Origin of the sequence: Brevundimonas sp. G8 (genome assembly GCF_902506205.1) — a bacterium.
Taxonomy (GTDB): Bacteria; Pseudomonadota; Alphaproteobacteria; order Caulobacterales; family Caulobacteraceae; genus Brevundimonas.
On the sequence record NZ_LR732816.1, the window covers coordinates 1246471 to 1267509 of the forward strand.

The 21039-nt window shown below is 66.9% G+C and carries 20 protein-coding genes; 4 read left to right on the forward strand and 16 right to left on the reverse strand.

Annotated features, from left to right (window positions below):
- Position 1: 1 nt before the first annotated feature.
- Both CHRYSEO8AT_RS06100 and CHRYSEO8AT_RS06105 read right to left on the reverse strand, forming a co-directional pair.
- Positions 2–394: a YidB family protein gene (locus tag CHRYSEO8AT_RS06100; protein WP_159847748.1), complete on the reverse strand. Its 393-nt coding sequence runs from the start codon at positions 392–394 to the stop codon at positions 2–4.
- Between the two features lie 107 nt (positions 395–501).
- Entirely contained in the window at positions 502–639 is a 138-nt protein-coding gene (locus CHRYSEO8AT_RS06105) for an entericidin A/B family lipoprotein (protein WP_055754663.1), read from the reverse strand.
- A gap of 122 nt (positions 640–761) precedes the next feature.
- Here CHRYSEO8AT_RS06105 and CHRYSEO8AT_RS06110 point away from each other — a divergent pair, with 122 nt between their 5' ends.
- The 4 genes from CHRYSEO8AT_RS06110 (at position 762) to rplS (ending at position 4332) form a co-directional block, all read left to right on the forward strand.
- Complete coding sequence (locus CHRYSEO8AT_RS06110) at positions 762–1229, forward strand: hypothetical protein (RefSeq protein ID WP_159847751.1); 468 nt, start codon at positions 762–764, stop codon at positions 1227–1229.
- Positions 1230–1290: 61 nt separating this feature from the next.
- Entirely contained in the window at positions 1291–3138 is a 1848-nt protein-coding gene (locus CHRYSEO8AT_RS06115; protein ID WP_159847754.1) for a DUF885 family protein, read from the forward strand.
- Between the two features lie 44 nt (positions 3139–3182).
- Positions 3183–3908 carry a tRNA (guanosine(37)-N1)-methyltransferase TrmD gene (trmD, locus tag CHRYSEO8AT_RS06120; RefSeq protein WP_159847757.1) on the forward strand — a complete coding sequence of 242 codons (726 nt, stop codon included), beginning with the start codon at positions 3183–3185 and terminating at the stop codon, positions 3906–3908.
- Position 3909: 1 nt separating this feature from the next.
- The gene (gene rplS / locus CHRYSEO8AT_RS06125; RefSeq protein WP_159847760.1) at positions 3910–4332 is read left to right on the forward strand and encodes a 50S ribosomal protein L19; all 423 of its coding nucleotides are present in this window, start codon (positions 3910–3912) and stop codon (positions 4330–4332) included.
- Between the two features lie 430 nt (positions 4333–4762).
- Here rplS and CHRYSEO8AT_RS06130 read toward each other — a convergent pair whose 3' ends face one another.
- From CHRYSEO8AT_RS06130 to CHRYSEO8AT_RS06195, 14 genes are all read right to left on the reverse strand, one after another.
- On the reverse strand, positions 4763–5248 hold the full coding sequence (locus CHRYSEO8AT_RS06130) for a PA2169 family four-helix-bundle protein (RefSeq protein ID WP_159847763.1): 486 nt from the start codon (positions 5246–5248) through the stop codon (positions 4763–4765).
- Between the two features lie 73 nt (positions 5249–5321).
- On the reverse strand, positions 5322–6119 hold the full coding sequence (locus tag CHRYSEO8AT_RS06135; RefSeq protein WP_159847766.1) for a tryptophan 2,3-dioxygenase: 798 nt from the start codon (positions 6117–6119) through the stop codon (positions 5322–5324).
- A 36-nt stretch (positions 6120–6155) separates the two neighbouring features.
- Positions 6156–6686, reverse strand: coding sequence for a CHAP domain-containing protein (locus CHRYSEO8AT_RS06140; protein WP_159847769.1), 531 nt, complete (start codon positions 6684–6686; stop codon positions 6156–6158).
- Positions 6687–6722: 36 nt separating this feature from the next.
- Entirely contained in the window at positions 6723–7877 is a 1155-nt protein-coding gene (locus CHRYSEO8AT_RS06145) for an acyltransferase (protein ID WP_159847772.1), read from the reverse strand.
- 67 nt (positions 7878–7944) lie between these two features.
- Positions 7945–9423, reverse strand: coding sequence for a carotenoid oxygenase family protein (locus CHRYSEO8AT_RS06150; protein WP_159847775.1), 1479 nt, complete (start codon positions 9421–9423; stop codon positions 7945–7947).
- A gap of 21 nt (positions 9424–9444) precedes the next feature.
- Positions 9445–9873, reverse strand: coding sequence for a DUF2141 domain-containing protein (locus CHRYSEO8AT_RS06155; protein ID WP_159847778.1), 429 nt, complete (start codon positions 9871–9873; stop codon positions 9445–9447).
- Positions 9874–10031: 158 nt separating this feature from the next.
- Positions 10032–11123 (reverse strand): serine hydrolase, encoded by a 1092-nt coding sequence (locus CHRYSEO8AT_RS06160; protein ID WP_159847781.1) that lies wholly within the window; start codon positions 11121–11123, stop codon positions 10032–10034.
- Positions 11124–11199: 76 nt separating this feature from the next.
- Entirely contained in the window at positions 11200–12009 is an 810-nt protein-coding gene (locus tag CHRYSEO8AT_RS06165; RefSeq protein ID WP_159847784.1) for an AraC family transcriptional regulator, read from the reverse strand.
- A 122-nt stretch (positions 12010–12131) separates the two neighbouring features.
- Positions 12132–15164, reverse strand: coding sequence for a translation initiation factor IF-2 (gene infB, locus CHRYSEO8AT_RS06170; RefSeq protein WP_159847787.1), 3033 nt, complete (start codon positions 15162–15164; stop codon positions 12132–12134).
- Between the two features lie 108 nt (positions 15165–15272).
- Positions 15273–15947, reverse strand: coding sequence for an RNA-binding protein (locus tag CHRYSEO8AT_RS06175; RefSeq protein WP_159847790.1), 675 nt, complete (start codon positions 15945–15947; stop codon positions 15273–15275).
- Positions 15948–15965: 18 nt separating this feature from the next.
- The gene (nusA, locus tag CHRYSEO8AT_RS06180) at positions 15966–17720 is read right to left on the reverse strand and encodes a transcription termination factor NusA (protein ID WP_159847793.1); all 1755 of its coding nucleotides are present in this window, start codon (positions 17718–17720) and stop codon (positions 15966–15968) included.
- Positions 17720–18319 carry a ribosome maturation factor RimP gene (gene rimP / locus CHRYSEO8AT_RS06185; RefSeq protein WP_159847796.1) on the reverse strand — a complete coding sequence of 200 codons (600 nt, stop codon included), beginning with the start codon at positions 18317–18319 and terminating at the stop codon, positions 17720–17722. Before rimP ends, nusA begins: the two co-directional genes overlap by 1 nt.
- A gap of 150 nt (positions 18320–18469) precedes the next feature.
- Positions 18470–18934 carry a DUF1993 family protein gene (locus CHRYSEO8AT_RS06190; protein WP_370514228.1) on the reverse strand — a complete coding sequence of 155 codons (465 nt, stop codon included), beginning with the start codon at positions 18932–18934 and terminating at the stop codon, positions 18470–18472.
- A 109-nt stretch (positions 18935–19043) separates the two neighbouring features.
- Complete coding sequence (locus tag CHRYSEO8AT_RS06195; protein WP_159847799.1) at positions 19044–20990, reverse strand: methyl-accepting chemotaxis protein; 1947 nt, start codon at positions 20988–20990, stop codon at positions 19044–19046.
- Positions 20991–21039: the final 49 nt, after the last annotated feature.

Consider the following 21039-nt stretch of genomic DNA (forward strand, 5'->3'; position numbering starts at 1 on the left):
CTCAGCGCTTCAGGAAACCGCCGATCATGTCGCCCAAACCGCCCGGCAGCTTGCCCAGCAGGTCGTCTGCGCCGTCGATCTGACCGCCGGGGGTCAGGCGGTCGATGGCCTCGGGCAGCAGGCCCGCCAGGGTCTCGCCGGCCTGCTGGGGCGAGACGCCCATCTTGGCGGCGATGTCGGCGATGGGGCCGGAGCCGATGACGGCGGCGATCTGTTCGGGCGAGATGTTGGCGTTCGGACCGGTGCCGACCCAGGAACCGACCAGGTCGCCCAAGCCCGCCTGGCCGAACTTCTCCGCCAGGCCGCCGATGCCGCCCTGGCCCTTGAGCAGGTCGCCCAGTCCGCCCGCAGCGTCGTCGCCCAGACCCTTCACCACATTGTCGAGAAAGCCCATCGTCCGTCTCCTGTCTGATGGCGCACCATAACACCGTCGTGCGACGGATACGAGAAAGGCCCGCCGGTGATCCGACGGGCCTTTCCAGCATCGACTTCGCCGAAGCCTTAGTTCTTGGCGTCGTTGGCGCCGGTGGTGACGGCAGAACCGGCAGCCGAGACATCGCGGCCGGCGCCGGCGATGGTGTTGCAGGCCGACACGGCCAGGGCGGCGGCGACGATGGTCAGAGTGATGATCTTGCGCATGGTGTGAACCCCTTGTTGATATGGTCAAGCTCCGTCCAAACGCCGATCTTGGCCTTGGGTTGCATGGTGATGGGCGAGATGCATCCTGAGGCGTTGGTCCAGTCCGTTCAGGAGATCAGAAAATGAGAAATCCGACGACAGGACTATTCTCCGTGATGGTCGCCGCCGTCCTGTCAGGCTGCGCGACGCCTTCGCGCGCGCAAGTCGAAGGGGCTAGCCACGCGACGAACGGCGACGACTGCGCCGTGATCGCGGCGGTGGCGCGGGAGCATTATCAGTTCGGTCCCGGCAACGTCGCGCCGCCGTTGAAGCTGGATGACGACACCGACTGGAAGCCGGACTGCGACTGGAGCCGGTATGGCGTCAGCTTCCCGGAAATCTATGGCGCCGCGACCGACCGGCCTGAGGACGAGGGTCGTCCGCGCATCCAATGGGTCGAGTTCAAGCGCCCTCGCTATGACAGTCAGGGCGCACTGATAGAGGCTGGCATCGTGCAGGGTCCGCGGGCCGGCATCGGCGTGGTGTGCCGGGTGCGCGCGGGCGTCGCCGGCTGGACCGTGTCGGAGTGCCGCAACACCTGGATCTCCTGAACCGCTTGCGTCGGTCGGCGGCTGCCCCGAAGGTGCCACCCTGTTTTACGAGGGGTTGTCCATGCGTCGTCTTCTGATCTCGTCCGCCGCCATGATGGCGGTCCTGTCCGCCGCGCCCGCCATGGCCCAAACGCCAGCGACTGTCGGGACGGGGGCGCCGGCGGCCGAAGCCCAAAGCGAGGACGCGCGGCTGAACGCTTTCTTCGAGGACGCCTTCCAGGCCCGCATCGCGCTGAGCCCGCAGCAGATGACCTCACTGGGGATGAAGACCGACTACGACAAGCTGGACGACGTGTCGGATGCGGCCGCCGACCGGTCCCTGGCGCTGCAGGAGACCCAGCTGGCGCAGATGAAGGCCCAATTCGACCCGCAGAAGCTGGGTCCGCAGGCGCGGCTGTCGTGGCGGATGTTCGAATACGGCGTCCAGCAGGCGCGGTTGTCGAACCAGTGGCGCGACTGGGGCTTTCAGTTCGCGGCCAACGGCAATCCGACCACCAGCCTGCCGGTCTTCCTGATCAACAACCACCGCGTCTCCAGCGTCGCCGATGCGGAGGCCTATGTCGGCCGCCTGCGCGCCGCAGAGGTGCAGATGGACCAGGTCGCCGATGAACTGCGTCAGCGCGCGGCGGCCGGCGTAGTGTCGCCCCGCTTCGTGTTCGAACCCTCGATCGCCAATACCCGCAATGTCATCTCAGGCGCGCCCTTCGACGGCGGCGCCGACAATCCGGTCTGGGCCGACTTCAACAAGAAGGTCGCGGCGCTGGAGACCGATCAGGCGACCAAGGACAGGCTGCTGTCGGAGGGCCGCGCCGCCCTGACCGGACCCTACAAGGCTGGGTTCGAGACTGTACTGACGGCCCTGGCCGAAGTGCAGCCCAAGGCCGACAGCGATGCAGGCGTGTGGCGCCTGCCGCAGGGCGAGGCTTACTACAACGCCCGGCTCCAGCTCTCGACCACCACCGACCTGACCGCCGACCAGATCCACCAGATCGGTTTGGACGAGGTCGCCCGCATCCAGGCCGAAATGGAAGTCATCAAGACCCAGGTCGGGTTCACCGGCACGCTGCAGGACTTCTTCACCTTCCTGAAGACCGATGCGCGCTTCCAGTATCCGAACACGGCCGAGGGCAAAGAACAGTATCTGACGGACGCGCGGGGCTTCATCGCCCAGGTGATGGCGGCGGCCCCGCAATGGTTTTCGACCCTGCCCAAGGCGGCGCTGGAGGTGCGGGCGGTCGAGCCGTTCCGCGAGGCGACGGCCTCCATCGCCTTTTATAACTCCCCGGCGCCGGACGGATCGCGGCCGGGCATCTACTACGTCAATCTGTCGGACATGACTCAGGTGCTGAAGCCCCAGATCGAGGGCATCAGCTATCACGAGGGCGCCCCGGGGCACCATTTCCAGATTGCCTATGCGCAGGAGATCGAGGGCCTGCCGCGCTTTCGCCGGTTCGGCGGTTACGGCGCCTACGCAGAAGGCTGGGGCCTGTACGCCGAGCAGTTGGGCAAGGAGATGGGCTTCTATCAGGACCCGTATTCCGACTTCGGCCGGCTCTCGACCGAGCTGTGGCGCGCGGTGCGGCTGGTGACCGACACCGGCCTGCACGCCAAGCGCTGGAGCCGGGAACAGGCGATGGACTATTTCCGCCAGAACTCCCTGCTGTCCGAGCGCGACATCGAAAAGGAAGTCGAGCGCTACATCACCAATCCCGGACAGGCGACCAGCTACAAGATCGGCGAACTGAAGATCGAGGAACTGCGCGACCGGGCCAAGGCCGCGCTGGGCGACAGGTTCGACATCAAGGACTTCCACGCGGTGGTCCTGGGCTCCGGCTCGGTGCCGCTCGACGTGCTGGAGGACCAAGTGGACGGCTGGATCGCGGCGGGCGGCGGGGCGCCGACGACCTGACTCGGCTCGCCTTTCCCGTCACGGGGCGGTAAAGGGCGCGCGCCATGCCCTTTACCGCGACCGTCCTGACCATGTTTCCCGAGGCCTTTCCCGGCCCGCTCGGCGTGTCTCTGATCGGCACGGCGTGGCGCGAGAAGGGCTTGTGGAGCCTGGAAACGGTTGACATTCGCGCCTTTTCCACAGATACGCGCGGCTTCCTGGACGACACCCCTGCGGGTGGCGGCCCGGGAGCTGTGCTTAAGGCGGACGTGGTGGCTCGGGCGGTGGATAGCCTGCCGGGACCCCAGCGGCCGCTTTTGTACATGAGCGCCAGGGGTCGGTCCCTGACCCAGGCGCGCGTCAAGGAATGGGCGAAAGCCGACGGAATCGTCGTGCTTTGCGGTCGTTTCGAGGGGGTGGATCAGCGGGTGCTCGACGCACGCGGGTTCGAGGAGGTCTCGGTCGGAGACGCGGTTCTCGCCGGTGGCGAGGCGGCGGCGATGGTCGCGATCGAGGCGTGCGTAAGACTGATCCCCGGTGTGCTCGGCGCGGCAGACAGCCTGTCGTCCGAAAGCTTCGAGGATGGGCTTCTGGAACACCCGCAGTACACGCGACCGCGGACGTTCGAGGGGCTGGAGATACCCGAGGTGCTGGTGTCGGGCGACCACAAGAAGGTCGCGCAATGGCGCGAGGCGCAGCGGGAGAAGACAACGCGGGAGCGGCGGCCGGATCTCTGGCAGGCGCATTCCGCCAAATCACAGCTAAAGGGCGCAAAGCCCGAGGAGAAATGACATGAACATCGTTCAACAGCTGAACGCCGAAGAAAAAGCCCGCGTCCTGGGCGAACGCAAGATCCCGGTCTTCCAACCCGGCGACACCCTGCGCGTCAACGTGAAGATCAAGGAAGGCGAGCGCGAGCGCGTCCAGGCCTTCGAAGGCGTCTGCATCGCCCGTGACGGCGGCGGCATCAGCGAAACCTTCACGGTCCGCAAAATCTCGTTCGGCGAAGGCGTCGAACGCAAATTCCCCATTCTGTCGCCGAACATCGAGTCGATCGAAGTGAAGCGCCGCGGCGTCGTGCGTCGCGCCAAGCTCTATTATCTGCGCGATCGTCGCGGCAAGTCGGCCCGTATCGCCGAGCGCCAGACGGTCCGTCCCGTCAAGGGCGCCGTGGTTCCGGAAACCGGTTCGGCCGCCAAGGGCGACGAAGCCTAGGTTCAGGCAGGACACTGAAATTACGAAGGCCCCGGCGGTGACGCCGGGGCCTTTTTCATGGATGCCTGTTGGTGCAGCAACGCTGGATTGACATCAGTTATAGACGGGGTGGCCATCATCTAATGACGCCAGAGGATCGAACCCTTTCGGAAAGGATCATGTCTCTCATCTTCGGGAGCCGATCACCTGACGATCAATTGGACGATTACCTGCGTGACCGGCCACCTTTTGGCGTCCGCTTAATGATGCACGGACTTTTCCTTTGTTGGCTTTTGGTCCTCATTACGTGGCTGGTCGGCAAAACTGGATGGCTTCCATCTGCGACAACCCTGACTAGACCTCTATCGCTTGGATTAATTTCCGTTTCGGGTCTGATGCTTACTTTAACGCGCCATGGTCTGAACCACTTCTATTCAAGGTAGGGCCGGAGTTAGGTGGGGAACAGCGGATTGTCCGCATCGCGCTGGCCTTCCAGGCTATGTTTCAGCGCTTCCATCTGCTCATGCTCGGTCTTCACCGCCGCATAGGCCCGCCGGATCGTCTCGCGCGTGGTGGCGGAAATGCCGGTATCCTCCAGCGCCTTTTCGTATTTGCCGGCGATGAAGCCTTCGCCGCTGTTGATCGAGCCGACGACGGAATCGTCGTTGCGCAGCAGGGCGTGTTTCACGTCGAGGAAGGCGCGATGCGCCTTGGCCAGGATCGAGCCGTCGGATTCGGGATCGCCGCCTAGACCGCGCACGGCGGAGGACAGGTCTTCGACGACCTGCTGGCGTTCGGCGCTGCGGCGCTCGAACAGGGTGCGGTAATGCGGGTCCTGCGTCTGTTCGGCGGCTTCGCGATAGCCATCGGCGCTGTCCAGCGTGGTTTCGATCAGGCCGTTCAGAACCTTGATGTCGTGGGCGTTGGGGTTGGTCATCTCGTCTATCCTTCCGCTGTTGCGGTCGAACGGCGAAATGGCCGGGCGCGGCGAAGGTTGCCGCCCTGCGACATCAAAGTTTGGTGCGAAGGGACCACAGCTCGGGGAAGCAGCGCTTGGTCAGGGTCGAGGCCAGATAGGCCGCGCCTTCTGTTCCGCCCGTGCCACGGCGTCGGCCGATGATGCGCTCGACCGTCACGACGTGCTTGTGTCGCCAGGTCAGCAGGGCGTCGTCCAGATCGACCAGCTTCTCAGCCAGCTGATACAGCACCCACCAGCGCTCTGTATCGCGATAGACCTCCAGCCAGGCCGCCTCGACGGCCTCCGAAGGCTCGTAAGGCTGGGTCACGTCGCGGTTCAGCACCTCGGCGGGCACGGGCAGACCCGCCTGGGCCAACTGGGCCAGGGCGTCGTCGTACAGGCTGGGCGCGGCGATGGCGGCCCGAAGCGCGGCCAGGGCCTCGGGGCGGTCCTCGTGGAACTTCAGGAAACTGGCGTCCTTCAGGCCCAGCATGGCCTCGAAACGGCGGAACTGATCGCTCTGGAAGCCCGAAGACGAGCCGAGGGAGCCCCGGAACCGAAGATAGTCGGCCGGGGTCATGGTCGACAGGATGTCCCAGCTGTGGGTCATCACCGCCTGGATGCGCGACACCCGCGCCAGGCTCTTGTAGGCGGGGACCAGGTCGCCGGCGCGCACCAGCCGCTGGGCCAGGGCCGTCTCATGCAGTATCTGCTTGAGCCACAGTTCCTTGGTCTGGTGGATGACGACGAACAACATCTCGTCGTGCTGGTCCGACAGCGGATGCTGGGTCGAAAGCAGGTCGTCCAACGCCAGATAGCCGGCGTAGGTGATGTCGCTGGATTGGGTCATGCCCGCCTATCGCCCGCGATGGCGAGCGGCGCAAGCTTAGTGCTGGCCTTGGGCCGAGACGTTCGAGGCGATCTGACGGCCGGCGTCGAAGGCGTCACGCGCGCCTTTGTAGATAAAGCCGTAGGTCGGATAGACCGTGGTGCCGAGATCGTTGATCGGATTGTACCAGACCTTGACCTGCGACCAATCGTTGGAGGGTGAGACGTCGACGACGGTGACGTTCTCCTCGACCTTGCCGCGGCTGCCGCCCCAGTTGGCGTGGGTCACGCGGACCACGCGGTCGGTCAGGATGTCGGAGACGACGGCGACGTGGCCCCGGCTCATGCGGCCCTCGGGACGGAAGACCAGAACCGAGCCGGTTTCCGGCGCCTTGCCGGTGCGGAAGCCGGCGGAGGCCTGACGCCACCAGGTCCAGGCGTCGCCGAAGATATTGATGCCCGAGAACATGCGCGCGAAGGTCACGCACTGCCAATACGGCTCGTCAGCCTTTGCGCTGGTGGGAACTGCGCCCAACGCAAAAAAACCGAGGGTCGCCGCAACCGCGGCGGCTTTGAGCCGTTTCGTCATGCTTAGGGGTATCCCGACCCGCCGTTGGGACGCCCTTTAGGCCATGGGTTCACGCTCGGTAGCAAGTTGTTTCGGCGTAGCGCTGGACTTCAAACTGTTTGCCGAAACCTTATTGCTGCGCTTTGCCATACCGCGCAAAGCCTTTCGGGCTGGGTGTTCCACCAGATGATACGAGACGGCGGCCACGACCGGCAGCAGGGCCAAAATCGCCAACCACACGAAAATTTGAAGCTGTTTGTCGGGCGCGTCGAACACTTTGGCGGCGAGACCGACGGCCAGAAGCTTCCACGGCACGCAGACCATATAGACCGAATAGCTGATCTCGCCGAGGTATACGGCAGGCTTGGACGCCAGCCATCCGGCGCGTTCGTTCGGCAGCGACGCCAGCGACAAGATCAGGGCGCCCGCCAGCAAAACCGTCACTCCGTCCCATAGGCCGAGCGCCGCGCTGAGGACCATCAGGCCGAACGAGACGGCGGCGCTCAGCCACGGCGCCTTCAAGGGCGCGCGGCGATAGACGAGGTAAAGAGCGCACCCCAAGGCGAAGCACGGCACGATCCGTAGCGCGCCCCAACGGATGGTCGCCTCGGTCAGGGCGAAGCCGGCCCACTGCTCGAAGACGAAATAGAGGATGGCCAGGAAGGCCGCTGCGCCGACGACGGCCGCGATGGGACGATGCCGTGCACGCCAGAACACGAAGGCGAACAGAGGGAAGCACAGGTAGGCGAACCACTCCGCCGAGATCGACCAGGACGGATGGTTCCAGCCCGCCACGGGCGCCAGGCCCCAGGCGTGGACCATGAACAGGTTGGCGGGCAGCGACGCCCAGCTCAGCACATTGCCGTCCACGCTCATGCCCGCGAACAGGGCGGCGGCGGCCAGCAGCCCGACCCCGATCAGGGTCGCGATGTGCAGAGGATAGACCCGCGCCACCCGCGCCCACAGGAAGCTTTTATACGAGAACGATTTCTCGCCCGCCGCCTGAAGATAGACGTGGCTGAGGATGAAGCCCGACAGGACGAAGAACAGCTCGACCCCCAGATACCCCTTGGCCACCAGACCGGACTGACCCGCCCCGGCCAGGTTTTCCCAGAAGGTATAGACGGCCACCCACATCGCCGCGCCGAAGCGCAGGGCGGTGATGGGGCGAAGATCGGCGGGAGTCTGGGCGTGCGTCTGATCGGGGGTCATGGTCTCACCTTGGCACGTCAGCCTTTTCGAACCGTGAAGGCCCGCAAAGGTTGTGCCCCGGCGGCCCCTATCCCGCCCAGACGCCGTGGAAGCCGGCAGGCAGGGCCGTGTCCGCCTGCCAGGTCGCCACGGGGCCGTCCTCGATCCGCGCCACGTCGAAGACATGCAGTTCGGTGCGCCCGTCCTTCAGATTGACCGACGGCCCGACCAGCCAGGCGTCGCGCTCGGCCGTCGCGCCGGGCTTGGGCACGAAGACCGCCTCCTCGACCACCTGATGCACGCCGAACTCGAAGGCGTTCGAGCGGCCGCTGTCCCAGTCGTGTACGGCCAGGCCCGTCGGCAGGGGGCGCCCGCGCGTCTCGCCAGAGGTATGGGCCGTCAGGCTGCGTTTCAGCCCCGCCCGGCGCGGATCGGCTTTCGGGAACTCGCCCACAACGTCGCTATAGGTCATGTCGGCGCGACCATCGGGCCGCAGGGTGATCAAGGCCAGCTTGGCCGGATCGCCCGGCACCACTCCATGCCCATCCACCAGAACCCGCGCGCCGTCGACCGCGAAGCGCGGATCGTCGCTGGCCGCGACGTCGAAGCGGATCGTGCCGTCCCGCTCGGCCCAGGCGTCTCCCAGATGGAAATGGAAGAAGCCGGGCAGGTCGTAGAGGCGACGCTTGGACAGGTCGTCCTTGTCCAGCACCAGGACCTGCGTCCCCATCTCGGGTCGCCAGGCAAGACCCGAGATCACCGGCATGGCGTGGGTCTCGAACACCCAGGGCTGGAGCACCAGGATCACGTGCCGGTCGGTGGCGGTGAAGTCGTGCATATAGCTGGCGCGCGGCAGGGGCACGATCTGGGCGTCGCTCAGGCTGCGGTCGGGGTTCAGATGCCAGATGACGGCCTGATTTCCGGCCATGCCCACATTCCAGATCGACCCGTCGGGCGCATAACGCGGATGGGCCTGGAACGGCATGCCCTTCAGGTCGTCCCGCAGGGTGACGAAGCCCGTGGTCGACAGGTCGGAGGCCGACATGGCCAGCGGCGATCCCGCCTCCCACAACGCCCAGACCTGATCGCCGGCGACCATGACGGCCGTGTTGGCGGCATTGGCGTCGTCGTTCGAACCGATGCGAGCCCGCGCATCGCCCCTGGTGCCGAAGCCTGGAGTCACGACGGCGCCCAGTTCGGTCTCGGTGCGGCGCTTGGGCGTGTCGGCGAACCGGGCCTCCAGCGTCGCCTGGCCGTCCTGGATGCGGAAGGCGCGCATCATGCCGTCGCCGTCGAACCAGTGGGTCGCCGAACCGCCCGGCCGCCGGAACTTGGCCGGCCCGTTGCGATAGAGCGCGCCCTGCAGCCCCGCCGGCGCGCGGCCGTGGATCAGGCGCATCGTCTGGCGCGCGATGTCGCCTTCGACGTCTTGGGTCGCCAGCGCCCAGTCGGCTTTCGTCGCGGCGACGGCGTCCAGAGCGGCGGCGGCGCGGACCATCTCGGGCGTGGCGACAGCGGCGGAAAGGGCGGCGGCGCCCATCAGGAAGGAACGGCGGGAGGGGGTCATTTCAGGCTCCGGCTCGGTCGCTTACTTCAGGTCGATCGACTGGACGGCGACGCCGGCCGCCGTGAACCGTGCGCGCTCCCACGACGCCGGGTCCATGTTGCCCACCGCATTGTTGGAGAAGGCGTAGGGTTCGGTCGGCATGCCGAACGGGTTGGTGTTCATCTTGCCGTCGCCGTTCAGGTCATGAAAGGCGCGCACCGCATAGTCGCCGTCGGGCAAACCCTCGAACGTCGCGCTCTTCTGACCGCCCGCCGCATCGACCATGGCGTAACGCACCGGCTGGCCCTCGCCCCCATAGTTCGCCTCGCTGCCGAACAGGGCGACCATGATCTGGCCCTGAGGCGCAGCAGCCGGAAACTCGACGGTCAGGTCGGCGGCGAAGGCCGGGGCCGAGACGACAGCGGCGGCGACAAGAGCGAGAACGGGGGTGATGGCGGCGAAGGTCTTCATGACGGTGCGTCCTGTTTCAGGGAGGAGACCGACGACCGGCCCTCGATGACCAGACACTGCCGCCGCCCCCTGCCCGCCGCCACGCCACTTGCGGCGACGCACGGCCGTCCTTCGCGAACGACCACCCCCGTTCATTGGCGAAGCGCGAACGAACGCCCTTACTTCATCGCCGCCAGCGCATGGTCCGCGATCAAGGTGTCGGCCAGCCCGTGCGGATTGCGAACGTCGAAGTTCTCGGTCGTCACCACCACGACCGCATCCAGGTCCGGGATGATCGCGACCTTGTTGCCGCCCGTGCCCGACATGGTCCAGGCCGGATGCGGCGCGCCGGCGACCTGATAGGTCGGCAGCCAGATCAGGTAGCCGTAGTCGCCCTTCTGCGGATCGACGCTGGCGTGCGGCGCGGTCATGGCGCGAGTCCAAGCCTCGGGCAGCACCTGGCGTCCGTCCCAGCGGCCGTGGTTCAGCAGCAACTGACCCAGGGTCAGCAGGTCCCGGCTGCGCAGCCCCAGTCCGCCACCGCCCTGGGCCAGCCCCATCGGCGACATCTGCCATCGCTCGCCCTCGATCCCCAACGGACCGAACAGGGCCTCGCGCGCGAAGTCCTTAAGCGGCTCGCCCGTCGCCTTCTGAACGACGGCCCCCAGCGTGGTCACCCCCGCCGTGCAATAGGAGAAGGCCCGGCCGTAAGGCTGGTTCTCGGGCTGGGGAATCCAGTCGGGGAAGCCGCGCACCGGCAAGTCCATGGCGAACTTCACCCAGTCCTCGATCAGATACATCCGCTCCTCGTTGCCGCGCGAGAACGAATTGTCGTCGTCGCATTCCAGCAGGGAACTCATGGTCAGCAAATCCTCGACCGTGATCGCCGCCTTGCGCGGATCGGGATTGTCGAACGGGCCGTGGTCCGAGACGAAGGGCAGGACCGGCGTGTCGACGCTGGCGATTTCGCCACGCGCGACGGCGGCGCCGACCAGCATGGCGGTGACGGTCTTGGTGACCGAGCGCGTGTTGCGGCGGCTCTCGCGGCCCGCCTCATCGAAATAGACCTCGTGCACCAGCCGGCCGTGGCGGGCGATCAGGATGCTGGTGATCTTGTGGAAGGTCCCGGCGCGAACGGCGGCGTCCATGGCCGCCAGACCCTCGGCCGAAACGTCCTGGGTTTCGGGTGCGGCGACCGGCCAGTTCGGCTCGGCCATCACCGGTGCGGAGACGAGCGCGAGCCCGAGGGTCGCGAGAAGCAGATGACGCATGGCGTTCCTGGATTGGAAGAAGTAACGGCCGGACATCCCACGCGGCGAGCCGCCCGTCTTGAACAGACGCAACCGATCAGGCGAACAGGGCGCGGTAGCGAGCCGGCGTCAGGCCATAGAGGGCGCCGAACTCGCGCGTCATGTGGCTCTGGTCGGCATAGCCCGCGCCAAGGGCCAACTCGGCCAGGTCCAGTCCGCGCGCGATCTGTCCCGCCACCCGGTCCGCGCGTGCACGACGGATGGCGACGGCGGGCGAACAGCCGAAGTGGCGGCGATAACGGCGGGCCAGGGAGACGGGATGGACCCCCACCAGGCGGGCGACCGTCGCCACCTCCAGTCCCGGCTGATCGGCCAGGTCGTGCAGGACGTCATGGGCGCGCAACAGCCAATCCGGCGCAGGATCCTCGTCCACCTCCCCCGGCGACAGGACCGACGCCGCCAGATCCAGGGTCAGCCCTTCCATCCTGACCGCGTCCCCCTCTGCGAACCGCCCGGCCACCCCGACCAGACGACGCGCCACCCCTTCGGCCAAAGCGCCGCGCAACCGCATCGGGTCGCCGCGTCCGGCGCGCTTAGGCGGATCGAAACTGATCGACAGAAAGCGGCCGCCGGCGACGTCGAAACAGTCCCGATGCTCGACCCCCGGCGGATTCCACACCAAGGCGCCGGGACCGAAGGCGGCGTTCTTGGGCGTCAGGGGATCATGGGCCAGGCTGCGATAGCCGCCGTCCAAGGCCAGGATGAAATGGGCGTCGTCATGGGCGTGAAGCTCGACACCCTCGGGCGGGCGGCTGGCGACCCACAGGCCGACGCGGAAACCGCCGGCCTCGACCGTCCGCGAGGCGGCGCCGAAGAAATCGCCCGACGGCAGGTGGGGCTTGCTCATGAATGACGATCCCCGCGCGGCGCCCCGCGCGCGACACTGAACATCATGCGCGGGATTCGGCAAAAGAAAAGGCCCGGAACTTGGGTTCCGGGCCTTTGTCTCTGAGGGGCTCGCAACGCGAACTAGTCCAGCGTGCGCTTGATCTCTTCGACCGTGAAGCACTCGATGTAGTCGCCTTCCTTGATGTCCTGGAAGCCCTGGAACTGCATGCCGCACTCCTGGCCCGCCGTGACTTCGTTGACCTCGTCCTTGAAGCGTTTGAGCGTGTTGAGCACGCCCAGCTCCAGCACCACCACGTCGTCGCGAACGATACGGACGCGAGCGCCCTTGCGGACCACGCCTTCCGACACGCGGCAACCGGCGATCTTGCCGATCTTGGAGATGTCGAACACCTGCAGAACTGCGGCGTTGCCCAGGAAGGTTTCCCGTTGCAGCGGCGCCAGCATGCCGGACAGCACGCCCTTAATGTCGTCCAGCAGGTCGTAGATGATCGAATAGTAGCGGATCTCGACGCCCTCGCGGTCGGCCAGATCACGCGCCTGTTTCGAGGCACGGACGTTGAAGCCGAGGATCGGCGCGCCGGCCGACTTGGCCAGGTTGACGTCGCTCTCGGTGATGCCGCCTGCGCCGGAATAGACCGTGCGGGCGCGCACCTCGTCGGTGCTCATCTTGTCCAGCGAACCCACAATGGCTTCGGCCGAACCCTGCACGTCCGCCTTGATGACGACCGGCAGTTCCGAGACCTTCTTGGACTGCAGGCGCGACATCATGTCGACCAGCGACACAGAACCGCCCGAGACCTGGGCCTTCTCGCGCTTCACCCGCTGGCGGTATTCGGTCAACTCACGAGCGCGGCCCTCCGAATCCACCACGGCGAAGACCTCGCCCGGAGACGGCGCCTCGTCCAGACCCAGAATCTCGACGGGGACGGAGGGTCCTGCGTCGGTCAGCTGCTCGTTGCGCTCGTTCAGCAGGGCGCGAACCTTGCCCCACGATCCGCCGGCGACGACGATGTCGCCACGCTTCAGCGTTCCGCGCTTGACCAAGACGGTGCCGACCGGGCCGCGACCCTTGTCCAGCTTGGCCTCGATGACCACGCCCTCGGCCGAACGATCGGCGTTGGCGCGAAGGTCCATCAGTTCGGCCTGGATCAGAATGGCCTCCAGCAGGCCGTCGAGGTTCATCCGCTCCTTGGCCGACACCTCGATGATCTGGGCGTCGCCGCCCAGGCTCTCGGCGATGACTTCGTACTGCAGCAGCTCGTTGACGACCTTCTGAGAAGTCGCGCCCGGCTTGTCCATCTTGTTGACGGCCACGATCAGGGGCGCATTGGCGGCCTTGGCGTGCTGGATGGCCTCGATCGTCTGCGGCATGACGCCGTCGTCGGCGGCGACGACCAGAACCACGATGTCCGTCACATTGGCGCCGCGCGCACGCATGGCCGAGAAGGCGGCGTGGCCCGGGGTGTCCAGGAAGGTGACCTTCTGGCCGTCTTCCAGACGCACCTGATAGGCGCCGATGTGCTGTGTGATGCCGCCGGCTTCGCCGCCGGCGACGTCCGTGGTGCGCAGGGCGTCCAGCAGCGAGGTCTTGCCGTGGTCGACGTGGCCCATGATGGCCACGACCGGCGCGCGGGTCTCCGCCGCTTCGGCGTCGTCCGCATCGCCCAGGAAGCCGAACTCGATGTCGGATTCCGAGACGCGCTTGACGGCCATGCCGAACTCTTCGGCCACCAGTTCGGCGGTGTCGGAATCGATCACGTCGTTGATCTTCATCATCAGGCCCTGCTTCATCAGGAACTTGATGATGTCGACGCCGCGCACGGCCATCCGGTTGGACAGCTCCTGAACGGTGATGACGTCGGGGATGACCACTTCGCGCGGACGGTTCGGCGCGTCGGTCGAGCCGCCTTTACGCTTTTCCTTCTCGCGTTCGCGAGCGCGGCGGACCGAGGCCAGCGAGCGCATCCGCTCGGCGGCGTCGCCGTCGCCGACCACGGACTGGATGGTCATGCGGCCTTCGCGACGCTTCGGCTCGCCGCGCGTGCGGCTGACCGCCTTGCCGGCGTCGGAGAAGCGCTTCTCGCGATCATCGTCGCGACCGACCGGACGGCCAAAGCCGGCGCCGGGCGCACGGGCCGGACGCAGAACATTGGCCTCGGCCGGGGGGGCGTTCGGGGTCGGACGGCCGCCAGGGCCAGTGCGCGCGCCGCCGGGACGGGCGGCGCCGGGGGCCGGACGCGGGTTCAGGGCCGAATAGCGAACGGGCTCAGCGGGCTTGGCGCCTTGCGGACGACCTGCGCCGCCGGGAGCCGGACGTGCGCCTTGCGGGCGGTCGGCCTGCGGACGATCCGAATAGGCGCGGTCTCCGCCGCCCATGGCCTGTTCGCGGGCCGAACGGCCGCCGAAGGCGGGACGCTCAGGCGCCGCGCGCTGGGGATTGCCGGGCTTGGGCACGCGCTGGCCGAAGTTGACGACCGGGCGAGCCGGAGCAGCCGGGCGTGCCGGGGCGGCAGGCGCTGCCGCGACGGGGGCGGCGGGAGCCGGCGTCGGCGCAACAGGTGCTGGAGCCGGCGCAGCGGCGGCTGGAGCCGCCGGCTTGGGCGCAGGCTTGGCCGGCTGAGGCGCGGCGGCGGTCAGCTTGGAGGCCTCGGCGCGGGCGGCTTCGGCAGCAGCCTTGGCGGCGGCGGCTTCGTCGCGCGCGGCCTGGGCGGCGCGTTCGGTGGCCGCGGCCTGTTCGCGAGCAGCGGCGTCGGCAGCGGCCTTGGCGGCGGCGGCGGCGTCAGCCTTGGCGGCGTTGGCCTGTGTCGCTAGGGCGATGGCGCGGCGACGCGCTTCCTGCTCCTCGGGCGACAGGGCGCCGCCGGCGGGTTGCGACGGACGCTGACCTTGCGGACGTGGCGCCTGAGAGGTCTGTTGCGGACGTGCGACATCGAAGCCCTGCGGACGTTGAGGTCCGCCGGCGCCGGCACGGCGCTTGGTCTCGACCACCACCGTCTTGGATCGGCCATGGCTGAAGCTCTGTTTCACGGTCCCGGTCGGGACCGATCCCACAACGCGCGGCTTCAGGCTCAGCGGAGCACGCGGCCCCGTCTGGGACGGCGTGCCGCCCGCGTTGCCCTGGCCTTCGTTGGTCTTGTCGTTTTCGTCGCTCATCCGGTCGCTTTACTCGGGGCGGAAAGGCCCGCCGTCCTCATCTAATACCCATGAACGACCGTGAGCCCGTCTCCGCCCTTGGAGACAGGCCCTCGGCCGCCAAAATCCTCAGCTCGCCCCACCTTTATCAAGGTCAGTCGGGGTTGCTCCCGCCGGTCCGTCCTCGACACTGGAAATGTCCCAGTGAGGGGGGCGAAGCGGCCGAAATCCAGCCAGTCGTTCGACCTCTATGGTCCACCGATCGGCGCGTCCGCCCGCAAGCAGGACGGCGTGTATCGCATTTTCCAGCCCAAGGGCCAAACTCAAATCGTCCGCCGTGAACGCGCCACAGATCTTGGAGGTCTGATGGCGGGCCAGGGCGAGGATTTTTCCGCGTCCGTCGGCGGCGCCGTCGGCGGCTTCCAAGACCCAGGCGGCCTTGCCTGAACGGATGTTCGCGGCGGATTTCTCGAACCCGGATATAAGAACGCCTTCGCGCCGGGCAAGACCCAGCTGGTCGAGACAGCGCCGGACCAGCAGCCGTTCGACGACATCGGCTAAGTCAGCCGGGGCAGTCAGTTTGGTCTTGGCCGAGCGGGTGAAGCCGTTCTTCTTGACCGCCGCCTCGACCGAGGCGCGGCTGGCTTCGACCCACAGGCCACGTCCGGGCAGTTTCCTGCCCAGGTCGGGAACCACCTGGCCATCGGGCCCGGCGACGAAACGGATCAGGCGAGATTCGTCCATGACCTCGTGAGAGACGAGGTCCCGGCGTTCCCTATCGATCGTTGCGTCGCGCAAGCTCATATGTGGCCAGGTCTTCCATCACGCGTTCGACGGTTCGGAGTCGTCCTCGGCGAGGACCTCCGTTTCGTCGGAACCGCCGGCGTCGGCTTCGGTTTCAGCGGGCGCATCGCCGAACACCTGGTCCGGGTCGTATTCGCCCTCGGCGAACTCGCCGTCTTCAAACTCTTCCGGTTCGGGCTGCGGCAGTTCCGAAGCGTCGATCCAGCCGGCGGCGACACGGGCCTGCAGGATCAGCAATTCGGCGTCTTCCTGGGCCAGGTTGAAGCTTTCCAGAACGCCCGGGACCTTGACCCGTTCGCCGTTCTTGACTTCGTAGCCGCCGCGGATTTCGTCGGTGGCCAGGTCGGCCAGGTCCTCGACCGTCTTAACGCCGCCTTCGCCCAAGGCGACGGCGATGGCCAGGGTCACGCCCGGCACTTGAAGCACGCCGTCCTCGACGCCCAGTTCGACGCGCTTGGCGTCCAGCTCGGCGGCCTTCTTGTCCAGGAACTCACGGGCGCGGGCCTGCAGTTCCTCGGCGGTCTCCTCGTCGAAGCCTTCGATCTCGGAGACTTCATAAGGATCGGCATAGGCCAGGTCTTCGACCGTGGCGAAGCCTTCGGTGACCAGCAGCTGGGCGATGACCTCGTCCACGTCCAGGGCTTCCTGGAACAGGCCGGTGCGCTCGCTGAACTCGCGCTGGCGACGCTCGCTGTCCTGCGCTTCGGTGATGATGTCGATCTGCCAGCCGGTCAGCTGCGAGGCCAGGCGCACATTCTGGCCGCGACGGCCGATGGCCAGCGACAGTTGTTCGTCCGGCACGACGACTTCCACGCGGCCGGCTTCTTCGTCGAGCACGACCTTGGAGACTTCGGCCGGCGCCAGGGCGTTGACGATGAAGGTCGGCTCGTCCGGGTTCCACTGGATGATGTCGATCTTCTCGCCCTGAAGTTCGGCGACGACCGCCTGAACGCGCGAGCCGCGCATGCCGACGCAGGCGCCGACGGGATCGATGGAGCTGTCGTTGGACAGGACGGCCATCTTGGCGCGCGAACCGCTGTCACGCGCAGCGGCGCGGATCTCGATCACGCCGTCATAGACTTCCGGCACTTCCTGGGCGAACAGCTTGGCCATGAAGCCGGGGTGGGCGCGCGACAGCATGACCTGCGGCCCCTTGGCCTCGGGGCGGACGTCGTAGATGTAGGTGCGGATCCGGTCGCCGATGTTGAACACTTCGCGCGGGATGGACTGGTCGCGGCGCATGACGCCCTCGCCCCGGCCCAGGTCGACGATGGTGTTGCCGTATTCGACGCGCTTGACCGTGCCGTTGACGATCTCGCCGACGCGATCCTTGAACTCTTCGTACTGGTTGGCGCGCTCGGCCTCACGGACCTTACCGGTGACAACCTGACGGGCCATCTGCGTTTGGACGCGGCCGAACTCGAACGGCGGCAGGGTCTCGACATATTCCTTGCCGACCTCGGCCTCCGGGTCACGCTTGGAGGCGTCCGTCAGGCGCACCATGGCGCTGTCATTGAACTCTTCCAGCTCGTCTTCCGGCATCCAGTCGTCCTCGACGATGGTGACGTGACGGGTCAGGGACAGTTCGCCGGTCTTGTGGTCGATCTTGGCGCGGATGTCGTGATGCGCGCCGTAACGCGACTTGGCGCCCTTCTGGATGGCTTCTTCGATCGCCTCGATGACGACCTCGCGCTCGATGTTCTTTTCTTGCGCGACCGCATTGGCGATCTGCAGCAGTTCGAGGCGGTTGGCGGAAATACCGGTGACGGCCATCAGGCGTTGTCCTCAGAAGGGGTCGTGGTGTCGGTTGTCAGTTCAGCGGCTTCCCCTTCGGGCAGGCCGTCGTCTTCGGGTTCGCCGCGCGCGGCGCGAATGGCGGCGCCCCGTTTCATCAGGGCGTCGGTCAAGACCAGCTTGGCGTCGCTCAGCCAGTCGAAGGGGATCAGGGCGGTCTCTTCCTCGCCGTCCAGGTCGATCAAGACGTTGCCGTCCTCATAGCCGGCCAGCACGCCCTTGAAGCGTTTGCGGCCCTCGATCATCCGATCGGTCTCCAGCCGCGCCTCCTCGCCCTCGAACAGGTCGAAGTCGATGGGACGGGTCAGGGGCCGGTCGATGCCGGGCGACGAGACTTCCAGCATATATTCGCCGGCGATGGGGTCGGCGGCGTCGAACACCTCAGATACGGCGCGGCTCAGCTTGGCGCACTGTTCGACCGAGATGTCGTGGTCGGACGGGCGCTCGGCCATGACCTGCAGGCGCTGGCGCTTGGAGCCGGTCATCAGGCGGACGCGCACGACCTCCAGACCGAGCGACTCCGCGATGGGGTCGATCAGCTCCAGCAGTTGGCGGTCCTGGGCGGTTCTTGCGCGCAAGCGACGAGTATCCAAAACAAAAGCGGCGGTCCGTCCGGGCCGCCGCTTGGAACGACGCCGTTGGACGCCGGTCTAACGATGTGAGGGGCCATATAGGCTGTTCACGATCGCTTGTCAGCCCTCTTCGTCAGCTTGGGGCGAAGTCGGGGGTCAAATCAGCGCCAGCTGACCCAGATAATCCATCTTGCCCAGCGGCACGCCTTCCTTGCGCAGGATGGCGTAGGCGGTCGTGAGGTGGAAGTGGAAGTTGGGCAGGACGAAGCTGGTCAGATAGCCCACGCCGGCGAAGTTCAGCTCGCGGTTCGGCGTCTTCACCACGATCGGCCGGGTCTCGGCGCCGGCGAAGGCGGCGGGCTCCACACTCTCGATGAAGGCGATCGTGCGAGCGATGCGATCCTTCAGCTCGGCGAAGGTCGTCTCGGTGTCGGCCATGGCCGGATTGTCCACGCCCGCCAGTCGCGCGACGGCGCCCTTGGCCGAGTCTGACGCCAGCTGGACCTGCGACGCCAGCGGCCGCATGTCGTCATAGAGACGCGCCTGGATCAGGGCGGCTTCGTTGAAGCCCTCCGCCGACGCCTTGTCCAGCCAGCCCGACAGATTGGTCAGGCCGCGCACGAAGATCGGCTAGGCGGCGTCGTAGATCGAGAAGGTCATTCCGTGGCTCCGGTTGGCGCCATAGCTGGGCGGTGCGCCGTCCAAACGCCAGCCCTCCCGATCCCTTAAGTCAAAACTCTTCCCAGCCATCCTCGGCCGCCATCGCGGCGACCCTGGGCGCGGCGCCGCCTCGGCCGACCGTCTTCAGCGCAGCGGCGAGATGGGGCGAGCGCGCCGGCGGGGCGGCGGTTGCAGAGGCCTTGCGTGGAGCGGGGGCCGGCGCCAATGCTACGGTCGAGCCGACGCGGAACTGGGCGACCGAGGCCTGCAGGCTTTCGGCCTCCTGAGCCAGAGAATGACTGGCGGCCGTCGATTGCTCGACCATGGCGGCGTTTTGCTGGGTGACCTGGTCCATCTGGTTCACGGCTGTGTTGACCTGGGCCAGACCCACGGCCTGTTCCTGAGCAGAGGCCGCAATTTCCGAGACCAGCCCGTCAATCTCGGCGACCCGATCCACGATCCGCTGAAGGGCCTCCCCCGTCTGGCCGACCAGTTTGACGCCCGATCCCACCTGGGTGGTCGAGGTGGAGATCAGAGTCTTGATCTCCTTGGCCGCTTCGGCCGAACGCTGGGCCAGGGCACGGACTTCCGAGGCGACGACGGCAAAGCCGCGGCCGGCCTCGCCCGCACGGGCGGCTTCGACCCCGGCGTTCAGCGCCAGAAGATTGGTCTGGAAGGCGATCTCGTCGATGACGCCGATGATCTGGCTGATCTGCGAAGACGATCCTTCGATGGCCTGCATGGCCTGGACTGCGTCACGGACGATGACGCCCGAGGTCTCGGCGTCGCCCTTGGCGGCCTGAACGACATCGGAGGCCTGGCGCGCGCCCGAAGCGGTCTTGTTCACCGTGGCGGTGATCTCGTCCAAGGCGGCGGCGGTCTCTTCCAGACCGGCGGCCTGCTGTTCGGTGCGGCGCGACAGGTCGTCGGCAGCCTGGCTGATCTCGCCGGCGCCCGAACGGATGCCCGAGATGTTGGCGACCACCACCGACACGGCCTGCTGCAGCTGGGCCACCGCGGCGTTGAAGTCGGTCTTCAGTTGCGCCGCCTTGGGCGCGAACTCGGCCTCGATCCGATAGGTCAGATCGCCGTCGGCCATGGCCGACAGGCCCTGGCCCAGGGCCTGGATGGTGACGCGGTCGGCCTCGGCCTCGCGCGCCTTTTCGGCCTCGCGTGCGGCGCGTTCCTGTTCGCTCATGGAGCGCTGCGACAGGGCCTCGACCTCCAGACGGTCTTTTTCGATGGCGGCGTCGCGGAAGATGGCAAGAGCAGCGGCCATCTGGCCGATCTCGTCGCCACGCATCACGCCGGGGATTTCCGTAGTCTTGTCGCCATCGGCTAGGCCGCGCATGCGCCGGCCCAAGGCCACCACGGGCGCGGACACCGACCGACCGATGAACCAGCCGGCCGCCCCGATCACCAGCGCGACCGCCAGCGCCATGGCGCCCAAGGTCAAGGCCGCTTTGCCGACCGCGGCGGCGATCTGATCGGTATAGACGCCCGAGCCGATCACCCAGCCCCAGGGCGCGAAACCCTTCACGAATGAAATCTTCGGCGAGGCCTGTTCCTGGTTCGGCTTGGCCCACTGATAATCGACGAAGCCTTCACCCTTCTGCTGAACGACGCTGACGAACTCCTTGAACATCAGCACGCCCTCGGCGTCCTTGTTCTCGCTCAGATCCGTGCCGTTCAGGGCAGGCTTCATCGGGTGCATCACCATGGTGGGATGCATGTCGTTGATCCAGAAATAGTCGTCGTTTGCGTAGCGCATGGCGCCGACGGCCGCCTTGGCGGCGTCCTGGGCCTGAATGCGGGTCAGGCGACCGGCCTGTTCCTCGGCCTGATAGTGGGCCACGACGCTATAAGCGATCTCGACGGAGGCCTTGGTCCGGTCGGCGATATCGGCGCGCATCGCAGCATCTAGCCGCATCAGCGACAGACCCGTGATGACCAAAAGCCCCGCCATGGTCACCAGAGCGAGCAGATTGATCCGCCCGCCAATCGTCAAAGCCTTCATGTTCCCCGTCCCAAATCTCACCTGTTGGGACAGTACTAACGAGGTTCGT